Source organism: Microbacterium sp. (genome assembly GCF_047602155.1).
In the GTDB taxonomy this organism is placed as follows: Bacteria; Actinomycetota; Actinomycetes; order Actinomycetales; family Microbacteriaceae; genus Microbacterium.
Window position 1 is genome coordinate 1,963,783 of record NZ_JASGHZ010000001.1, and the last position, 18,350, is coordinate 1,982,132.

Annotated in this window: 18 protein-coding genes; 12 read left to right on the top strand and 6 right to left on the bottom strand. The window is 72.4% G+C overall.

What is annotated here, in order from left to right; genetic code table 11:
• Positions 1 to 129: 129 nt before the first annotated feature.
• From QM720_RS08825 to QM720_RS08855, 7 genes are all read left to right on the top strand, one after another.
• Positions 130 to 1,332, top strand: coding sequence for an ROK family protein (locus QM720_RS08825; RefSeq protein WP_415125741.1), 1,203 nt, complete (start codon positions 130 to 132; stop codon positions 1,330 to 1,332).
• On the top strand, positions 1,329 to 2,282 hold the full coding sequence (locus QM720_RS08830; protein ID WP_415125742.1) for a carbohydrate ABC transporter permease: 954 nt from the start codon (positions 1,329 to 1,331) through the stop codon (positions 2,280 to 2,282). The genes QM720_RS08825 and QM720_RS08830 overlap by 4 nt, the downstream gene beginning before the upstream one ends.
• The gene (locus tag QM720_RS08835; protein WP_415125743.1) at positions 2,275 to 3,093 is read left to right on the top strand and encodes a carbohydrate ABC transporter permease; all 819 of its coding nucleotides are present in this window, start codon (positions 2,275 to 2,277) and stop codon (positions 3,091 to 3,093) included. Before QM720_RS08830 ends, QM720_RS08835 begins: the two co-directional genes overlap by 8 nt.
• A gap of 43 nt (positions 3,094 to 3,136) precedes the next feature.
• Complete coding sequence (locus tag QM720_RS08840) at positions 3,137 to 4,399, top strand: ABC transporter substrate-binding protein (RefSeq protein ID WP_415125744.1); 1,263 nt, start codon at positions 3,137 to 3,139, stop codon at positions 4,397 to 4,399.
• Between the two features lie 96 nt (positions 4,400 to 4,495).
• Positions 4,496 to 5,665, top strand: coding sequence for a glycoside hydrolase family 15 protein (locus QM720_RS08845; protein WP_415125745.1), 1,170 nt, complete (start codon positions 4,496 to 4,498; stop codon positions 5,663 to 5,665).
• Positions 5,662 to 7,905, top strand: a complete 2,244-nt coding sequence (locus QM720_RS08850) for a TIM-barrel domain-containing protein (RefSeq protein WP_415125746.1) — start codon at positions 5,662 to 5,664, stop codon at positions 7,903 to 7,905. The genes QM720_RS08845 and QM720_RS08850 overlap by 4 nt, the downstream gene beginning before the upstream one ends.
• Before the next feature lie 212 nt (positions 7,906 to 8,117).
• Complete coding sequence (locus tag QM720_RS08855) at positions 8,118 to 9,341, top strand: pyridoxal phosphate-dependent aminotransferase (RefSeq protein ID WP_415125747.1); 1,224 nt, start codon at positions 8,118 to 8,120, stop codon at positions 9,339 to 9,341.
• Here QM720_RS08855 and QM720_RS08860 read toward each other — a convergent pair whose 3' ends face one another.
• Positions 9,342 to 9,782 carry an Rv3235 family protein gene (locus QM720_RS08860; RefSeq protein WP_415125748.1) on the bottom strand — a complete coding sequence of 147 codons (441 nt, stop codon included), beginning with the start codon at positions 9,780 to 9,782 and terminating at the stop codon, positions 9,342 to 9,344. It abuts the gene before it with no gap.
• Between the two features lie 177 nt (positions 9,783 to 9,959).
• Between QM720_RS08860 and QM720_RS08865 the strand changes: the two genes are divergently transcribed.
• Positions 9,960 to 10,574: a hypothetical protein gene (locus QM720_RS08865; RefSeq protein WP_415125749.1), complete on the top strand. Its 615-nt coding sequence runs from the start codon at positions 9,960 to 9,962 to the stop codon at positions 10,572 to 10,574.
• Between the two features lie 42 nt (positions 10,575 to 10,616).
• Here the strand turns inward: QM720_RS08865 and QM720_RS08870 are convergent, their stop codons facing one another.
• Positions 10,617 to 10,898, bottom strand: a complete 282-nt coding sequence (locus QM720_RS08870; protein WP_415125750.1) for a helix-turn-helix domain-containing protein — start codon at positions 10,896 to 10,898, stop codon at positions 10,617 to 10,619.
• 19 nt (positions 10,899 to 10,917) lie between these two features.
• On the opposite strand from QM720_RS08870, the gene QM720_RS08875 reads away from it, so the two are divergent.
• The 3 genes from QM720_RS08875 to QM720_RS08885 are packed head-to-tail and all read left to right on the top strand — an operon-like array spanning position 10,918 to position 14,447.
• Positions 10,918 to 11,619, top strand: coding sequence for an SAF domain-containing protein (locus tag QM720_RS08875; protein ID WP_415125751.1), 702 nt, complete (start codon positions 10,918 to 10,920; stop codon positions 11,617 to 11,619).
• A complete protein-coding gene (locus QM720_RS08880; RefSeq protein ID WP_415125752.1) occupies positions 11,616 to 12,926 on the top strand; it encodes an AAA family ATPase in 1,311 nt (436 codons plus the stop codon). Before QM720_RS08875 ends, QM720_RS08880 begins: the two co-directional genes overlap by 4 nt.
• Before the next feature lie 9 nt (positions 12,927 to 12,935).
• A complete protein-coding gene (locus QM720_RS08885; RefSeq protein ID WP_415125753.1) occupies positions 12,936 to 14,447 on the top strand; it encodes a sensor histidine kinase in 1,512 nt (503 codons plus the stop codon).
• 12 nt (positions 14,448 to 14,459) lie between these two features.
• On the opposite strand, the gene QM720_RS08890 is transcribed toward QM720_RS08885, so the two are convergent.
• Positions 14,460 to 14,708, bottom strand: coding sequence for a WhiB family transcriptional regulator (locus QM720_RS08890; protein ID WP_415125754.1), 249 nt, complete (start codon positions 14,706 to 14,708; stop codon positions 14,460 to 14,462).
• Positions 14,709 to 14,949: 241 nt separating this feature from the next.
• On the opposite strand from QM720_RS08890, the gene QM720_RS08895 reads away from it, so the two are divergent.
• Positions 14,950 to 15,342: a histidine kinase gene (locus QM720_RS08895; protein ID WP_415125755.1), complete on the top strand. Its 393-nt coding sequence runs from the start codon at positions 14,950 to 14,952 to the stop codon at positions 15,340 to 15,342.
• A 16-nt stretch (positions 15,343 to 15,358) separates the two neighbouring features.
• Here QM720_RS08895 and bcp read toward each other — a convergent pair whose 3' ends face one another.
• The 3 genes from bcp to aroA are packed head-to-tail and all read right to left on the bottom strand — an operon-like array spanning position 15,359 to position 18,302.
• Positions 15,359 to 15,826 carry a thioredoxin-dependent thiol peroxidase gene (gene bcp, locus QM720_RS08900; protein WP_415125756.1) on the bottom strand — a complete coding sequence of 156 codons (468 nt, stop codon included), beginning with the start codon at positions 15,824 to 15,826 and terminating at the stop codon, positions 15,359 to 15,361.
• Between the two features lie 29 nt (positions 15,827 to 15,855).
• Positions 15,856 to 16,935 carry a ribosome small subunit-dependent GTPase A gene (gene rsgA / locus QM720_RS08905; RefSeq protein WP_415125757.1) on the bottom strand — a complete coding sequence of 360 codons (1,080 nt, stop codon included), beginning with the start codon at positions 16,933 to 16,935 and terminating at the stop codon, positions 15,856 to 15,858.
• Positions 16,932 to 18,302 carry a 3-phosphoshikimate 1-carboxyvinyltransferase gene (gene aroA / locus QM720_RS08910; protein WP_415125758.1) on the bottom strand — a complete coding sequence of 457 codons (1,371 nt, stop codon included), beginning with the start codon at positions 18,300 to 18,302 and terminating at the stop codon, positions 16,932 to 16,934. The genes rsgA and aroA overlap by 4 nt, the downstream gene beginning before the upstream one ends.
• Positions 18,303 to 18,350: the final 48 nt, after the last annotated feature.

Consider the following 18,350-nt stretch of genomic DNA (forward strand, 5'->3'; position numbering starts at 1 on the left):
AGTCTGCCAGAAGTGAGCCGATGCGAGTGGCCCGTGAGCTTCCTCGGCGTCCGCGCTTGACAACGCCGCGGAGTTACTTTTATGGTTTATTCAATCCTGAACAAAGTACTCCTGACGAAGAGGTGAAGAGTGGCAGGCGCGCGACCGCAGACCGACGTGAACCGCACGGCGATCCTGGCGCATCTCGGTGCACAGCCCGCGTCGCGCGCCGACCTGGCACGGGCGCTCGAGGTCTCGCCGGCGCTCATCACCCAGCTCACGCGTGATCTGCTCGCGGACGGTCTCATCGAAGAACTGGATGCCGCCAGCAGCGGCGGGCGTCCGGCCCGGATGCTGGGCCTCGTCTCGCGCGACACCACCGCCGTCGGCGTCAAGGTCGCCCCCGACCACGTCGCGTTCGTCGAGGTCGGGATCGACGGCGTCGTGCGGCGGACGGACACGCGTGCGTTCGACGCCGTGTCGCCGCTGGCGACCTCGACGCTCGTCGCCCTGCTGCGGGAGTTCATCTCCGCCGGCTCGGTCAAGGGACTGCTCGGGGTGGGCGTGGGCCTGCCCGGCAACGTCGCGCAGCAGGGCATCGGGGTCGTCGACTCGACGCAGCTCGGCTGGGTGCAGGTGCCGCTCGGCGACCAGCTGCGTCGCGCGCTCGACCTGCCGGTCGTCGTGGAGAACAACGTCAACGCGCTGAGCGTCGCCGAGCAGCTGTTCGGGCGCAGTCGCGGTCTCAAGAACGTCCTCGTCGTCACGGTCGGCAACGGCGTGGGCGCCGGGCTGATCGCCGACGGGGCGATCGTACGAGGTCGCGCCGGCGGCGCCGGCGACCTCGGGCATGTCCCGGTGCGCGAGGACGGCCCGCTGTGCCAGTGCGGCAACCGCGGCTGCCTCGAGGCCATCATCGGCCAGAACGCGCTCGTCAACGACGCCCGCTCGATCCGGCTCATCGGCCCCGACGAGGGCATCGACGCCGTCCGTGCCCTCGCCGACGGGGGCGACGCCGAGGCGCGAGAGATCTTCGCGCACGCCGGTCATCAGCTCGGCCGGGCGCTCGCCGGAGCGGTCAACCTGCTCGACCCCGAGGCCGTCGTGCTGCTCGGCGAGGGCGTCGCCGCGTGGACGCACTGGGCGGCCGCCTTCGACCGGGCTCTGCGCAGCGCCCTGGTCCCCGGCAAGCGCGGCATCGCGGTCGAGGTCGAGCGCTGGGACGACGACCGCTGGGCGCAGGGCGCCGCCGCCCTCGTGCTGGCGACGCCGTTCGACGCGCAGGGCGTCGCGGGAGACCAGGGGCGGCTCGTGCGCGAGCGGCTCGTCGCGGCGATCGACGGCCGGTCATGACCACGGCCCTGTCCGCCCGGCCGGCTGCGACGTCGACGCCCTCGGCTCCCGGCATCCCCCGTCGCGGCACGCCCGGCCGCCGTCGGGCACGCTACGCGCTGACGGTCGCGGTGTTCCTGCTGCCGAGCCTCGTCCCGCTCGTCGCGTTCGTCCTCGCCCCGATGATCTCGGCCGCGTGGACGAGCCTGCACTCCTGGAACCTCATCGGCACGATGACGTGGGTCGGGTTCGACAACTACGCGCACCTGCTCACCGACGCGGCGACGCGCGACGCCTTCGGGCACACCGTGTACTACATCGTCGGTTATCTTCCGATCGTCTACGTCGGCGGCCTCGCCCTCGCGCTCGCGCTGAACGCCAGGCTGCGCGGACGGGCGCTCCTGCGCGGCATGTACTTCCTGCCGGTGATCACCAGCTGGGTCGTCGTGGCGCTCGTGTGGCGCTGGCTGCTCAGCCCGAGCAACGGCGTCGTGAACACGGTGCTGGCGTGGTTCGGCATCGCCGGCCCGGGCTGGTGGTCCGACCCGGCGTGGTCGATGCCGTCGATCATCCTCGCCTCGGCGTGGAAGGATCTCGGATTCGTCATGGTGATCCTGCTGGCGGGCCTGCAGTCGATCAACCCCGACCTGTACGAGGCCGCCGCTCTCGACGGCGCCGGCTGGTGGCGGCGCCTGTTCAGCGTGACGCTGCCGATGCTGTCGCCGTCCACGTTCTTCGTGATCGTGCTGTCGCTCATCAACGGCTTCCAGGTGTTCGACCAGGTCTACGTCATGACCGGAGGCGGCCCGAACAACTCCAGCCAGGTCGTCGTGCAGCAGGTGTACGACCTCACGTTCCGGTACGGCCAGGCGGGGATGGCATCCGCCCTCTCGTGGCTGCTGTTCCTGGTGATCATGCTCGTGACCCTCGTGCAGTTCTACGGGCAGAAGCGGTGGGTGAACTATGAGTAGCCTCGCGATGCGCCGCGTCCTCCTGTACGTCGTCCTGGCCGTCGGCGCGCTGATCATGGTGTTCCCGTTCGTCTGGACGGTCGTGACCTCGATCACCCCCGGCGCAACGCTCACGTCGACGCCGCAGCTGATCCCCGACGACGCCTCGCTCTCGCCCTACCTGGAGCTGTTCCAGCGCGTGCCGTTCGCGCGCGTCATCGTCAATTCCCTCCTCATCGCCGTCGTCAGCACCCTGCTGCAACTGGCGACGAGCGCGATGGCCGCCTACGTGTTCGCGCGGATGCCGTTCCCCGGGCGCGGCGCCCTGTTCGTCGTGTATCTCGCGACCATGATGATCCCCTTCCAGGTGTTGATCGTGCCGCTGTTCGCCGAGATGAAGACGCTGGGGCTGATCAACACCTACGCGGGCGCGATCCTGCCCACGATCGCGACGGCGTTCGGCGTGTTCCTGCTGCGGCAGGCCATCACGACCGTCCCCTACGACCTCGACCAGGCGGCGACCCTCGACGGCGCGGGGCACTTCCGGATCTTCTTCCAGATCGTGCTGCCCCTCGTCCGCCCCGCGCTGGCCACGCTCGCCGTCTTCGCGTTCCTGAACACGTGGAACAGCTTCCTGTGGCCCCTCATCATCCTGCGCGACCCGCTGATGCAGACGCTGCCGGTCGCCCTCACGAGCCTGCAGGGTCAGTACTCGACCCAGTGGGACGTGCTCATGGCGGGCTCGGTCATCAGCATCCTGCCCATGTTCGCTCTCTACGTCTTCGCCCAGAAATACATCGTTCAGGGCGTCGCCGGGGCCGGCCTGAAATAGCCGGCTCACTCCGTACCACCCACCCGAATCGAAGGAGATCCCCATGCACAGCAAGCACCTGGCGGCCGGCGCCGTCGCCGCCGCCGTCGCCGCCGCCGCGCTGATCGCGGTGACCGGCTGCTCAGCCGGCACGGCCGAGCCCGCCGCGAGCGACGAGCCGGTCACCATCACCTACGCCAACTTCATCTCGAACGGCGGCAACGAAGACAACCTGCAGACGATCGTCGATGCGTTCGAGGCCGCGAACCCCGGCATCACGGTCGACGTCACCACGAGCGCCTACGGCGACTACTTCACGCAGCTGCAGACCGATCTCGCGGCCAGCACGCAGGCCGACGTGTTCGACGTCGATGCCGGCGCGTTCGCCAACATCCAGGCGTCCGGCGTGCTCGCCCCGTTCACGGACTACGACGCGTCCGCCTACCGGCAGGGCGTGCTCGAGGGCTACGCCGTCGACGGTGCGCAGTACGGGCTGCCGACCTCGTTCTCGAACGTCGTGCTGTTCTACAACAAGGATCTGTTCGACGCGGCCGGGGTCGACTACCCGACCTCGGACTGGACGTGGGCGGACGAGCAGGCGGCGGCGCAGAAGCTGACCGACAAGGATGCCGGGGTCTGGGGCGACTACCAGCCCATCTCGTACTACGAGTACTACAAGGCGGTGCAGCAGGCCGGCGGCGACGTGATCGCGGCCGACGGCACCGCCTCGGCGATCGACTCCGACGCGGGCAAGGCGGCGGCCGAGTGGCTCGCCGGCAAGTCCGGCACCGTCATGCCCACGGCCGCCGACGGCGCGGGCACGGCCGACTTCGACACCAACCTGTTCAAGGACGGCAAGCTCGCCATGTGGCACACGGGCATCTGGATGATCAGCCTCGTCGGCGACCTGCCGTTCGGGTGGGACATCGCCGTCGAGCCCGGCGACGTGCAGAAGGCCAGCGCCACGTTCTCGAACGCCGTCGTGGTCTCCGCCGCCTCGAAGCACCAGGAGGCGGCGCAGAAGTGGGCCGCGTTCCTGACCAGCTCGAAGGAGATGGTGGACGTGCGCCTCAACGCCGGCTGGGAGCTGCCCGCCATCAGCGACGAGTCGCTCCTGGCGCCGTACCTCGACAAGACGCCGCCCGCGAACCGCATCGCCGTCTTCGACTCGCTCGAGCATGTCGCCGTCGCCCCCCAGCTGGGTGCGAACGCGACGCAGATCCAGGATGCCGTCGGCAACGCGCTCGGAGAGATCGCCGCCGGCCGGGCGACCGTCGACGACGCGATTCCGGCCCTCGCGACGACCGTCGACGGGCTGCTGCAGTAACCACCCGCACTCGTGTCCGCGGCGGCGAATTCCCCCGTACCCCGCCATGCGCCCGTCGCCGCGGACACGACCACTCCTGTCGTGAAGGATCCCTCTGTGCCCTTCCCCATCGATTCCGAGCAGGCGCTCGCCCGCCACAGTCTCCGGCTGATGCTCGCGTTCCAGACCCCCGAGGGGGCGTATCCGGCGAGCCCCACGTTCTCCGCCTACCGCGGGTACTGCTGGTTCCGCGACGGCGCGTTCATCGCCGACGCCGTCTCGGCGGCGGGCTGCGCAGAGTCGGCGGAGCGGTTCTTCGACTGGTGCGCCCGCGTGCTTCAGCGGCGGGGCGATCACATCCGGTGGATCGTCGCCGAGACCGAGGCGGGTCGGCCCCCCGCCGGTGAACGCATGCTTCCGGCGCGCTTCACCTTCACGGGCGGCGACGGCGACGACGACTGGTGGGACTTCCAGCTCGACGGGTACGGCACCTGGCTGTGGGCTCTCGTGGCGCACGCGGGCCGCCACGGCGGCGACCTCGCGCGCTGGCAGCCGGCGGTCGACCTCACGGTCGACTACCTGCTGGCCTCGTGGGACCGCCCCTGCTACGACTGGTGGGAGGAGCACGCCGCCCACGTGCACGTGTCGACCCTCGCCTGCATCGGAGCGGGGCTCGAAGCCGTCGCACCGCGGGTATCGGCGCCGCGCGCCGCGCGCATCTCGGTCACGGTCGACCGCATCCGTGCCCTGATCGACGAGCGCGGCCTCGTCGACGGGCACCTCGCGAAGTGGCTCGGCAGCACCGGCGTCGACGGGAGTCTCGCCGCCGCGATCGCCCCGCTGGGTTTCGTGGACGCCGCCGGCGGCGTCGGCCGCAGCACCATCGCCGTGCTCGACGCCCACCTGAACGTCGGCGGCGGCGTGCACCGCTACCTCGGCGACACGTTCTTCGGGGGCGGGCAGTGGCCGCTGCTCAGCTGCTTCCTCGGCCTCGCGCACCTCGCGGCGGGCGACCGCGACGCCGCGACGGCGCTGTACGAATGGGCCGTCGGCACCGCGACCGCCGGCGGAGACCTGCCCGAGCAGGTGGGGGAGCACCTCATCGCTCCGGGCATGCGTCAGAGGTGGGTCGATCGGTGGGGTCCGGTCGCGACGCCGCTGCTGTGGAGCCACGCCATGCTGCTGCGACTGGGGCTCGGCCTCGGCCGCCTCGACCCCGCGTCGCTGACCCGTGACGCCGACGCATCCGCCTTCACCCCCGATCACGCAGAGGATTCCGCCCGATGATCCGTCACCGTCCCGCCGGCTCCGGCCACCCCTACTCGGTCGACACCGAGCAGCGCTGGCCGGTGATCCCCGAGGCGGGCAGCACCACCGTGCTCGGCGTGCGCGCCGACGCGCGCATCACCGCGGTCGCCGCCGTGCTCGTCTTCGCGCCCGACGACGGGGCGCCCGCCGATCAGGTCGACCTCACGCTGCAGCGCGTGGCCTCCACTTCGCGCGGGCGGGTCACCGACGGCGGCCACCTGGCCTCGGCCGCGAGCAGGCTGGCGCGGGCCGCGGGCGGCTGGCAGGCCGAGACGCCCGCGCTGCGCGCCGGCGGCACATACACCTACCGCTTCACCGGCGTGCGCGACGACGGCCGTATCGAGCGCACGCGCTCCTTCTCGTTCCGCGCCGCCGCCTGGATGCCGGCGCCCGATGCCGTGAGCGAGCACGGCGCCCCGCGCATCCTCCCGGGCTCCGTCGAGCAGCTGCACGACGGGCGGCGCGCGTGGCGCGTGCGCTTCGCGCTGCCGCTGGCACCCCGGGAGCGCGTCGCCGGTTTCGGGGAGCGCTATGACCGGCTCGACCAGACCGGCACCGAGCTGGACGCCGTCGTGTTCGAGCAGTACAAGAGCCAGGGCGCGGAGCGCAAGACCTATCTGCCGATGCCGTTCGCGCACGTCGTTGGCGGGGCGGGCTGGGGGTTCCACGTCGACACGACCCGCCGCGTGTGGTTCGACCTCGGCGCGCGTCGACCCGGCCGCCTGGGGATCGAGGCCGAGACCGGCCCGGATGGCCGCCTCGACGTGCGCCTGTTCGACGGCACGCCCACCGAGGTGCTCGGCGCGTTCCTCGACCGCGTCGGGCGCGCGACCGAGCTGCCCGACTGGGTGTTCCGCCTGTGGGCCAGCGGCAACGAATGGAACACGCAGGCCGAGGTCATGCGGCAGATCGACCTGCACGCCGCGCACGACATCCCGGTCGGATCGGTCGTGATCGAGGCGTGGAGCGACGAGTCGACGTTCACGGCGTTCCGCGACGCCCGGTACGAGGTCACCGAAGACGGCGCGCCGCACCGGCTCGCCGACTTCACCTTCCCGGCCGACGGCGCCTGGCCCGACCCCAAGGGCATGGCCGACGAGCTGCACCGGCGCGGCGTCAAGCTGCACCTGTGGCAGATCCCGCTGCTGAAGATGCGGCCGCATCCGTCGGGTCAGCTCGCCGCCGACGCGCGTGCCGCCGTCGCCGCCGACGTCCTCATCCGTGAGCCCGACCCGCGGGGTGGCCTGCGCCCCTACCGCAACCGCGGCTGGTGGTTCCCGCTGGCTCTCATGCCCGACCTCACCGACGCGCGCGCCGCCGCCTGGTGGACCGAGAAGCGCCGCTACCTGGTCGAGGAGATCGGCGTCGACGGCTTCAAGACCGACGGCGGCGAGCACGCGTGGGGCGCCGAGCTGGAGTACCTCGACGGGCGCCGCGGCGACGAGAAGAACAACACGTTCCCCGTCGCGTACGCGGCCGCCTACGGCGAGCTGCTGGCCTCGGCCGGCAAGGCGCCGGTCACGTTCAGCCGCGCCGGGTTCGCCGGATCGCAGGCGCACGGCGCGTTCTGGGCCGGCGACGAGAACTCCACGTGGGACGCGTTCCGGTGGTCGATGAACGCGGGGCTGTCGGCGGCATCCAGCGGGATCGTCTACTGGGGCTGGGACATCGCCGGGTTCTCCGGCGAGATCCCGGATGCCGAGCTGTACATCCGCGCGATGCAGGCGTCGGTGTTCGTGCCGATCATGCAGTACCACTCCGAGTTCAACCACCATCGCACGCCGTCACGCGACCGCACCCCGTGGAACATCGCCGAACGCACCGGCGACGACCGGGTGCTGGAGGTCACGCGCCGTTTCGTGCAGCTGCGGGAACGCCTGCTGCCCTACCTCGCGGCGCAGGCGCGCGTCACCCTCGCGACCGACCGCCCGCTCCTGCGGCCGCTGTTCTTCGCACAGCCCGAGCTGCTCGGCGACCCCGCGCTGGAGGGCACGGGGATCGAATGGATGCTGGGGGACGACCTGCTCGTCGCGCCCATCCTGGAGCCCGGCGCGACCTCGCGGCGGGTGCTGCTTCCGGCGTCGGACGCGGGCGACTGGGTCGACGTCTGGACCGGCGCGATCGTCGCCGGCGGCACGACCGTCACGGTCGAGGCGCCGCTGGAGCGCATCCCCGTGTTCGCCCGTGCGGGCGCGGCCGTGCTGCGGGCGTTCGCCTAGCGTCTGCGCCATCGACACGGCTTCACCGGAGCGGTCGACGAGAACAGGAGAACGTGCGAGAACAGGCCGAAATCCCCGGCATCCGTCCTGTTGCCGAACGATCTCCTGTTCTGGTGCGGCGGACGGATGCCGCCCCGGCCGCGGGCCACGGCGGGGCGATTGGCATGCGGCCTCCGGGCGAGGCGGCCACGGCACGGGGATATCCTGTTCCGATGAGCCCGCGCATCCTGGATCAGTCGTCGAAACTCAAAGACGTCCTCTACGAGATCCGCGGGGCCGCGCTCGTCGAGGCCGATCGGCTCGAGGCCGACGGGCATCGCATCCTCAAGCTCAACACCGGCAACCCGGCGACGTTCGGGTTCGAGGCGCCGTACCAGATCGTGCGCGACATGATCGAGGCGATCCCCACGGCGCACGGGTACAGCGACAGCCGCGGCATCATGTCGGCACGCCGCGCCGTGGTGTCGCGGTACGAGGAGGAGCCCGGTTTTCCGGCCTTCGACCCCGACGACGTCTACCTCGGCAACGGCGTGTCCGAGCTCATCACGATGACGATGCAGGCGCTGCTGGACACCGGCGACGAAGTGCTCGTCCCCTCGCCCGACTACCCGCTGTGGACGGCGATGACGAGCCTCGCCGGCGGCACCTCGGTGCACTACCACTGCGACAGCGAGCACGGCTGGCAGCCCGACCTCGACGACATCCGGGGGAAGGTGACGCCGGCCACGAAGGCCATCGTCGTCATCAACCCGAACAATCCCACCGGCGCCGTCTACGACCGTGAGACGCTCGAGGGCATCGTGCAGATCGCGCGGGAGAACTCGCTGCTGCTGCTCTCGGACGAGATCTACGACCGCATCCTGTTCGACGACGCGGTGCACATTCCGCTCGCGACCCTGGCTCCCGACCTGCTCTGCCTCACCTTCAACGGGCTGTCGAAGACCTACCGGGTCGCCGGCTTCCGCTCCGGCTGGATGGTGATCACCGGCCCGAAGAAGCACGCCGCGGGGTTCCTGGAGGGCATCCAGGTGCTCGCCTCGACGCGCCTGTGCCCGAACGTCCCCGCCCAGCACGCCGTGCAGGCGGCCCTGTCGGGCGTGCAGTCGATCGACGCGCTCATCGCGCCGACGGGCCGGCTGCACGAGCAGCGGGATGCCGCCTACGACGCCCTGACCGCGATCCCCGGCGTCGTGTGCACGAAGCCGCAGGGCGCGCTGTACGCCTTCCCCCGGCTCGATCCCGAGGTGCACGAGATCCGCGACGACGCGAAGTTCGTCTACGACTTCCTCGTCGCCGAGCACGTGCTGCTCGTGCAGGGCACCGGCTTCAACTGGCCGACCCCCGACCACTTCCGCATCGTGACCCTGCCCGAGGCGCGCGTGCTGACCGAGGCCATCGAGCGACTCGGCAACTTCCTGTCGTCGTACCGGCAGTAGCTAGAGCAGCCCGACGCTGGTGGCGCGCCAGCGCCCGTCCCAGCCCTCGAGCCGCATCGCGATGGCCCGGGTGCGGGCGGGGCCGGAGGCGATGACGACGCCTTCGACGACCCCGTCCGCGGGGGAGAAGCAGTGGGTGGAGAGGATGCGATAGGCCGGGCGGGTCGGAAGGACGCCGCGCGCGTTGCGCGCCCGCGCCGACAGGTTGGCCCGGGTCACGAGCACGCGGAACGCGTCTTCGCCAAGCCAGCGCGCCAGCTGGTCGACCTCGCGCACGCCCGCGAGCACCTCCAGCACGCCGAGCGTCAGATTCTTCATCAGCGGTTCGGGCTGGGGAAGGTCGTCGCTCGGTGTGCGCTGCGGGGCGAAGTACTCCTCGACGTCGAGCGCCGTGGTGCGACGGGCTGAGGCCTGCCCGCTGCCGGCCGAGGGGGGAGCCATCGTGCGGACCTCCTTGCATTGCGGATCGGTGACTCGGGTCGCGCTGTGGGTTGAGTACAGCACAGCCGCGTACGCGGTGGGATGAGAATCCTCCAACATGTGGAAAGCTCGTCGCGCGAACGGCGGGCCTGTGGAAAACCCGCACGCGGCCCCGCGCCGGTCGCGTACGCTCTCGCCGTGCGCTGGGATCGCTTCTTCGAAGACCTGGAGGATCAGCTCGACTCCGAGTGGGAGGCCGAGCGGGCGGCGCTGGACACCGAGGCCGAACGGCTGCGTCAGTCGCGCATCCCGCTGCACGACCGACTGGTCGCCGTCGCGGAGGCGGCGGGGGAGCACGAGGCGTCGTTCGAGCTCGCCGACGGGACGGTGCTCGCCGGCATCCTCTCCCGCGTCGGTCCCGACTGGCTCGCCGTCGCCTGCCCGGGCGAGGCGGCGCGGCGCGCCAAGACGATGTGGATCGTGCCGCTGACGGCCGTCGCGGCGGCGACGCTCGCCGCCCCGGACATGCTCGCGAGTGTGCGGGATGCCGCCGCGGGCAGCCCCCTCGGGCAGCGGATGAGCCTCGGCTTCGTGCTGCGCGACCTCGTCCGTCGGCGCGTGCCGGTGACGGTGCGGTTGACCTCGGGACGCATCCTGGGCGGCACGCTCGACCGCGCCGGCGCGGATCATTTCGACCTCGCCCTCCACGAGGCGGGGGTGCCGCGCCGCGCCGGCAGCGTCAGCGGATACCGGGTGGTGCCGTTCGCCGCGCTCGCCGCGGTGCGGATCGACGCGCCGACCGAGCTGCCCTGACCTTCCGCGGCCTTCCGCGGCCGGATCATCCGCGGGCGAGGGTCAGTCCGGGTTGCGCACCGGACCGCGCCCCCACAGCTCGGGGAAGCTCGCGGCGTTGGACTCGTGCCACAGGGCGATGCGCCGGGCCTCCTCCGCCTGGTCGTCGAGGTATCCAGCGACCGAATCCGCCTCGATGCGCCACCGCGCCGGCGACCCGGCCTTGACCCCGCGCAGCCGTCCGTCCAGGACGAGCGCGATGATCTCGTCCACGGGAAGCTGCAGCATCTCCGCGACCTGGGCGGGCGTCAGCAGGCGCGCGTCGGAGGCGGTGGAATCGGGCATGAGGCCATTATGCGCGTCCGTGACGGACGACGACACGGTCCACGCCGACCTGTGGATAACTCGCACGGCGAGCCGCGAGATCGGCCACGATGTGGGCATGAGCGATCTTGCGCGTCCGCGCCCCCGCGCCTTCTGGGCCGATGCCCGCTTCCTCCTGGGCATCGCCCTCATCGTCGTGTCGATCGCCGGCGTCTGGTTCGTCGTGGCCGCCGCGCGGCAGACGGCGCCGGTCTTCGCCGCGACGCGCACGATCGTCCCCGGAGAGGTGGTGGATGCCGCCGACCTGCGCGTCGTCGAGGTCGCCCTCGGCCAGGTGGAGGAGGCGTACGCGACGCCGGCGACCCTCGCCCCGGGCGCCGTCGCGACGCGCACGATCGCGGCCGGGGAGCTCGTGCCGGCCGACGCCCTGGGGGCGGCGACCTCGGTGCGCACGACGACGGTCGTGCTGCACAGTGCGACCGAGATCCCGGCGGCGGTGGGTGCGGGCGCGACGGTGGAGGTGTGGGCCGCCGCGCTACGCGAACGCGGCGTCTACGACACGCCGCGCATCCTCGTCGCCTCCGCCGTGGTCGTCTCCGTCGCACGCGACGAGTCGATGCTCGGCTCGTCGGGCACCGCGGTCGAACTGGTCATCGCCCGCGCCGACGTCTCCGCCGCGCTCACGGCGATCGCCGACGGCTCGAGTCTGTCGATCGTGCCCACGACGGCGGTGACGCCGTGAGGGCGATCGTCGCGGTCGACGGCGCGGCGGGGCGCCGCCTGGCCGAGGCGCTGCGGGCCGAGGGCGTCGAGGTGCCCGTGACGGTGACGGCGGATGCCCCGGCCGACGCCGTCGCCGACACGATGACGGGGCACGGGGACGTCAGCGCGGCCGTGCTGCTGGGTGAGCTCGCCCGCGCCGACGTCGTCGTGCTCGCTGTCGCACGGCACACCCTCACCGCGCAGGTGGTGACGGCGTGCGACCGGTTCGGCGTGCGGATCGTCGCGGTCTGCGACGGCGACGCCGACGAGCGGCTCGCCGCGATGTTCGGGCTCGCGGCATCCACGGCCGACGAGGCCGTGACACAGGTCGTCGCACCGCGGGCGGCGCCGGCGGCGGCGCAGCCCCGGGGCCGGGTCATCGCCGTGTGGGGTGCGGCCGGGTCGCCCGGCCGCACGACGGTCGCGATCGAGCTGGCGTGCGAGCTGGCCCGCGACGGGCGCCGCGTGGCCCTCGTCGACGCCGACGCGCACGCGCCGTCGATCGCGCTGATGACCGGGCTCGCCGACGAGGGACCGGGGTTCGCCGCCGCGTGCCGCCAGGCCGAACGCGGCACGCTCACCGTCGCGGAGCTCGCCCGCATCGCGGTCCCGCTCGGCACCGTCGAGGTGCTGACCGGCCTCAACCGTCCCGGCCGGTGGCCCGAGCTGACCGGCGCGCGGGTCACGGCGGCGCTGGAACGCTGCCGCGACTGGGTCGACGACGTCGTCGTGGATGTCGCGGCATCCCTGGAGCGCGACGAGGAGATCGTGAGCGATCTCGACGGCCCGCGCCGCAACGCCGCCACGCTCGGCGTCCTGGGCGCCGCCGACCTCGTGGTCGCCGTCGTGGCGGCCGACCCCGTGGGGGTGTCGCGGTTCGTCCGCGCCCACGCCGAGCTGCGTGCGGCCGTCGGAGCCACGCCCGTGCGGGTGCTCGTGAACAAGTCCCGTGCGTCCGCGCTGGGGATGGATGCCCGTGGCCAGGTGCGGCGCGCGATCGAGCGCTACGCCGGCATCCGGGATCAGTGGTTCGTGCCGTGGGATCCGAAGGCGACCGATGCCGCCATGCTCGCGGCGCAGCCGATCGCCCACATCGCCGGCCGGTCGGCGCTCGCCGGGGCGATGCGCCGGTTCGTCGGCGCGGCGATCGAGCCGCCCGCCGCCCGCACGGCACCGCGCACCCCGCGAGCCGCCACGCGGCGGACGAGCCGCCAGGACTCACGTGCACAGAAGCCGGTGGCCCGGACGACAGCCGGCGGGGCGGCGACGGCGCGTGCGCACCCATAGGCTGGGAGGGTGTCGACGCTCAGCGATCTCGTCTATGCCCAGGGCCGTGCCACGGCGGCCGATGTCGAGTGGCTGCATCGGCTCGCCGGCGACGGTCAGCTGCTGGCCGACCTCGCCTTCGCCGACATCGTGGTGTGGGTGCCGACGGCCGATGATTCGTTCATCGCCGTCGCGCACACGCGGCCGTCCGGGGCGGCGACGCTGTTCTACCGCGACATCGTGGGCGACCTCGTGCGGCCGCAGTGGCGCACGCAGGTGCGCGAGGCGTTCACCCGGGTGCTCATCATCGATTCCGCGTCGCCGGACTGGTTCGAGGAGACGCCCACCCGCGTGCGCGCGGTGCCGATCGTGCGCCGGCTCGCCGTCGGCGACGAGCCGCCGGTCGTCGTTGGCGTGCTCACCCGGCACACCAACCTCGGCGAGGCGCGGACGCCGTCGCGGCAGCAGATCACCTTCAACGACTGCGCCGACGACCTGTTCGGCATGATCGCGTCGGCCGACTATCCCGATCTGTCGGCGCCGACCTCGCCGCGCCGCGGCGCTCCGCGCGCGTCGGACGGGCTCATCCGCATCGACGTCGACGGCGTCACGACCTTCGCGAGCCCCAACGCGCTGTCGGCGTTCAACCGGCTCGGCTTCGACGACGAGTTGGAGGGCGAGTCGCTGCTGGAGGTGGCCACCGGCATCCTGCCGGCGAAGCGGCAGTTCGACGAGTCGCTGCCGATCGTCATGGCGGGGCGCGCACCGTGGCGTGCCGACGTCGAGGCGCGCGGGGTCACGGTGTCACTGCGGACGATCCCGCTGAAAGACCACGGCACCCGGATCGGCGCGATCGTGCTCTGCCGCGACGTCACCGAGATCCGCCACCAGGAGCAGGAGCTCATCACCAAGGATGCGACGATCCGCGAGATCCACCACCGGGTGAAGAACAACCTGCAGACCGTCGCCTCGCTCCTGCGCATCCAGTCGCGCCGCACGCACTCCGACGAGGCGCGCGACGCCCTGACGCACGCCATGCGGCGCGTGTCGGCCATCGCCGTCGTGCACGACACCCTTTCGCAGGGGCTGGCCCAGAACGTCGACTTCGACGACGTGTTCGACCGGGTGCTCAAGCTCATCGCCGAGGTGGCCGCATCGCCGAGCACCCGCGCGCGCACGGTCAAGACGGGCACGTTCGGGACGCTGCCCAGCGAGTACGCCACGCCGCTCGCGCTCGCCCTCACCGAACTCGTGACGAATGCCGTCGAGCACGGCCTCGCCGACCGGGAGGGCGACGTCGAGATCTACGCCTCCCGCACCGACGAACACCTCGAGGTCCGCGTGCGCGACACGGGCGTCGGCCTGCCGGAAGGCCAGGTGGGCCGGGGGCTGGGCACCCAGATCGTGCGCACCCTCATTCAGGGCGAGCTCAGCGGAACGATCGACTGGCACACGCAGGTCGGCTCGGGCACCGAGGTGACGATCGAGATCCCGATGCGTTACCTCGGCCCGATGGAGGACGGAACCCGGCCGGAGGACTGAGGGTGCTCGGCGTCAACCGGCGCGGCGGGCGCGCGCGGCGCGGCGCTTGAGGGCGCGGCGCTCGTCTTCGGACAGGCCGCCCCACACGCCCGAGTCCTGACCGGTCTCCAGCGCGTACTGCAGGCAGATCTCGGTGACGGTGCAGCGGGCGCACACCGACTTCGCCTTCTCGATCTGGTCCACGGCGGGACCGGTGTTCCCTACCGGGAAGAACAGTTCGGGGTCGACGGTGAGGCAGGCGGCCTTGTCGCGCCAATCCATAGTGTGGTGCTCCTTGATGCGGGATGAAACGTTCGGGTGGGTGCGACGCGGAGCATCGACTACCCTGGTGGGTGTGCGAGCGAGCGCTCGCCCCACCTCGCTGTGGGAGCACACGAATGAATCAATCGTCCCATGTGCATTCCGATGAATCAAGGGTGAACACGGGATTTCCTGTTCGAGTTGCTGTGCATCGCCTGTATCCGACGGGCGCGCAGCGGCCGTCGCCGAACGAGAGGGAAGCATGCCGACGAGCGTCCCCGGCCCTGCCGCCCAGCGCTGGGCCGCGGCGATCCTCGCGGTCGAGGCGCTGGCGCTGTTCGTCGTCGCGGGCTGGGAGGTCGTCGCCCTCGCCGGGGGCGACACCGACGACGCGGTGAGCTCGCTCGCGTTGATCGTGCTCACCACGATCGGCGCGGTGGCGCTGGCCGCGTTCGCCGTCGCCGTCGCGCGGGGACAGTCGTGGGGGCGTTCGGGCGGGGTGGTGGCGCAGCTGCTGCTGCTCGCCGTGGCGTTCGGCGCCGCCACCGGGCCGACGCCGTCGCCGGCGACGGCGCTCCTGCTGGCGGTGCCCGCCATCGCCGGGCTGGTCGTGCTCGTCGTCGTCACCCGCCGCGCCGCGCAGCGGCGCGAGTGAGCCGCGGCATCCCTGATCAGCCGACGCCGAGGAGTTTGCGCAGCCGGGCGACGTGACCGGTCGCCGTGATGTTGTACAGCGCGTGGGTCACGACGCCATCGGCATCGAGCACGAACGTCGAGCGGATGACGCCCTCGATGAGCTTGCCGTAGTTCATCTTCTCGCCCCACGCGCCGTAGGCGTCGTGCACGGCGTGGTCGGGGTCGCTGAGGAGCGGGTAGGTCAGCGCGTCGCGCTCGCGGAAGGCCCGCAGCTTCGCCGGCTCGTCGCGCGAGATGCCGACCACGGCATACCCGGCCGCCTGCAGCGGGGCGAGGCTGTCGCGGAAGTCGCACGCCTCCTTCGTGCACCCCGGCGTCATCGCCGCCGGGTAGAAGAAGACGATGGCCGGTGCGCCGCGCAGGTCGCTCAGCGATACCGGTCGCTCGTCCTGATCGACGAGGGTGAAGGCGGGGGCGGTGTCTCCGATTTCCAGGTGCGGCATCCTCCCACCCTACGTGTCTCCCCGGCGGGTTACGCGAACGTCGCGAGCAGGCGCTGCAGCGAGTCGAGGCGGGCGGCGCCGCGCTCGCCGAGCTCGCCCGCGGCGACGGCCTCGACGATCGCGCAGTCCGGGGCGTCGGGCAGGTGCGTGCACCCGCGCGGGCACTCCTCGGCCACGACGGCGAGGTCGCTGAAGGCGCGCAGGATGTTGGCCGGGTCGACGTGCCCGAGGCCGAACGAGCGCACCCCCGGGGTGTCGATGACCCAGCCGCGCCCGGCCGGCCCCTCGTAGCGCAGCGACACCGTCGAGCTGGACGTATGGCGCCCGCGCCCGGTGACCTCGTTGACGTGCCCGGTGGCGCGGTCGGCCGTCGGCACGAGCGCGTTCACGAGCGTCGACTTGCCGACGCCGGAGTGCCCGACGAACACCGTCGAGTGTCCCGCCAGCCGCGCCCCGATCTCGTCGACGGGCATCTGCCCGCGGCTGCTCGTGAACACCTCCAGGTCGTCGAGCCCCTCGAAGTGCGCGAGGAAGGGCGCCGGGTCGGCGAGGTCGGTCTTGGTGACCACGAGCAGGGGATGGATGCCGGCATCCAGCGCGGCGATGAGATACCGATCGACCAGCCGCGGCCGGGGCTCGGGGTCGGCGGCCGCGACGACGACGAGCATCTGGTCGGCGCCCGCGACGATGACGCGCTCGACCTGGTCGGTGTCGTCGGCGCTGCGGCGCAGCAGCGACGTGCGCTCCTCGATGCCGACGATCCGCGCGAGGGTGCCCTCGACGCCGCTCGTGTCGCCCACGACCCGCGCCCGGTCGCCCGTGACGATGGGCTGCTTGCGCAGCTCCTGAGCGGGGTCGCCGTCGGCGTCGGGGCGGCGGCGCGCCTCGCGCGCGCGGGTGGCGAGCACCTGCCGCTCGCCCGGGCCGTCCTCGTCGACGAGGACGGTGTAGCGGCCGCGGTCGACGCCGAGCACGCGGGCGAGCTGCGCGTCGGCGTGGGCGGGGCGACGCTTGGTGCGCGGCCGGTTCGCCTTGGGGTTGGGGCGCACCCGGACGTCGGACTCGTCGAACTCCGGTTCGTCGTCGTCGAGGTCGTCCAGCCAGCTCATCCGCGGCTCGCGCCGCCGGATGGAGCCGGGTCGAGCATCCCCTGCCCCAGCATCCCCTGCCACAGGGCGGGGAACTCGGGCATGGTCTTCGCGGTCGTGCCGATGTCGTCGACCTCGACGCCGGGCACGCGCAGGCCGATGAGGACCCCGGCCGTCGCGATGCGGTGGTCGTGGTGGGCGCGCCACAGTCCGCCGTGCAGCGGCGCCGGCGTGATGTGGATGCCGTCGGGCAGCTCCCGGGCGTCGCCGCCGAGCGCCCGCAGGTTGCCGACGAGGGCGTCGATGCGGTCGGTCTCGTGCCCGCGGATGTGCCCGATGCCGTGCAGCACCGTCGGAGCGTCGGCGAAGGCGGCGAGGGCGAACAGCGTCGGCGCGAGCTCGCTCGCGGCCGTGAGGTCGAGGTCGACGCCGGCGATCTGCGCGCCGCCCGCGACGGTGAGGGCGCCGCCGCGCCGGGAGACGCGGGCGCCGAGAAGCGACAGGATCTCCGGCAGCAGCGCGCCGGGCTGGGTGGAACTGGCCGGCCACGCCGGCACCGTGACCGTCCCGTGCGTCAGCAGGGCGGCCGCGAGGAACGGCGCCGCGTTGGACAGGTCGGGCTCGATCGCCGCGTCGCGCCCGCGCGGCGTGCCGGCCGGCACGACCCATTCGTTCGGCGACGGATGCTCGACATGGATGCCGCGCCGCGCCAGCGTCTCGACCGTCATGTCGATGTGCGGCACCGACGGCAGGCGCTCGCCGGAGTGGATGAGGTGCAGCCCGACGTCGAAGCGGGGAGCTGCCAGCAGCAGCCCGGACACGAACTGGCTCGACCTGCTGGCGTCGATCGTGACCTCGCCGCCGCGGATGTGGCCGTGGCCGCGCACCGTGAACGGCAGCGCCCAGTGACCGCCGTCGTCGATGTCGACGCCGAGGTCGCGCAACGCCTTGATCATCTCGCCCATCGGGCGGTGCAGCGCGCTCTCGTGCGCCGTGAGCGTCACGTCGCCGGTCGCGAGGCCCGCCAACGGCGCGATGAAGCGCATGACCGTGCCCGCCTGGCCGCAGTCGATGACGACGTCGCCGCGGAAGGATGCCGGGGGAGTCACGTGCAGGTCGGGTCCGAACGCCCCCGTGCCGGGCACCTCGTCGATCTCGGCGCCGAGCGCGCGCAGTGCGCCGATCATGCGGGCCGAGTCGTCGGAGTGCAGCGGAGCGGCCAGCGTGCTCGGGCCGTCGGCGATCGCGGCGAGCACGAGCTTGCGGTTCGTCAGCGACTTCGAACCGGGCACCGCGACGGTCGCCTGCACGGCGCTGGTCGCGTGCGGCGCCGGCCACGGCGTGGGGCCCGTGGCCGGATCGGTGAGGGAATAGCCGGTCGTGGTCATCGGGTTCTACCCTAACGAACCCGTGCGACACGCTCGCCGTGCGGCATC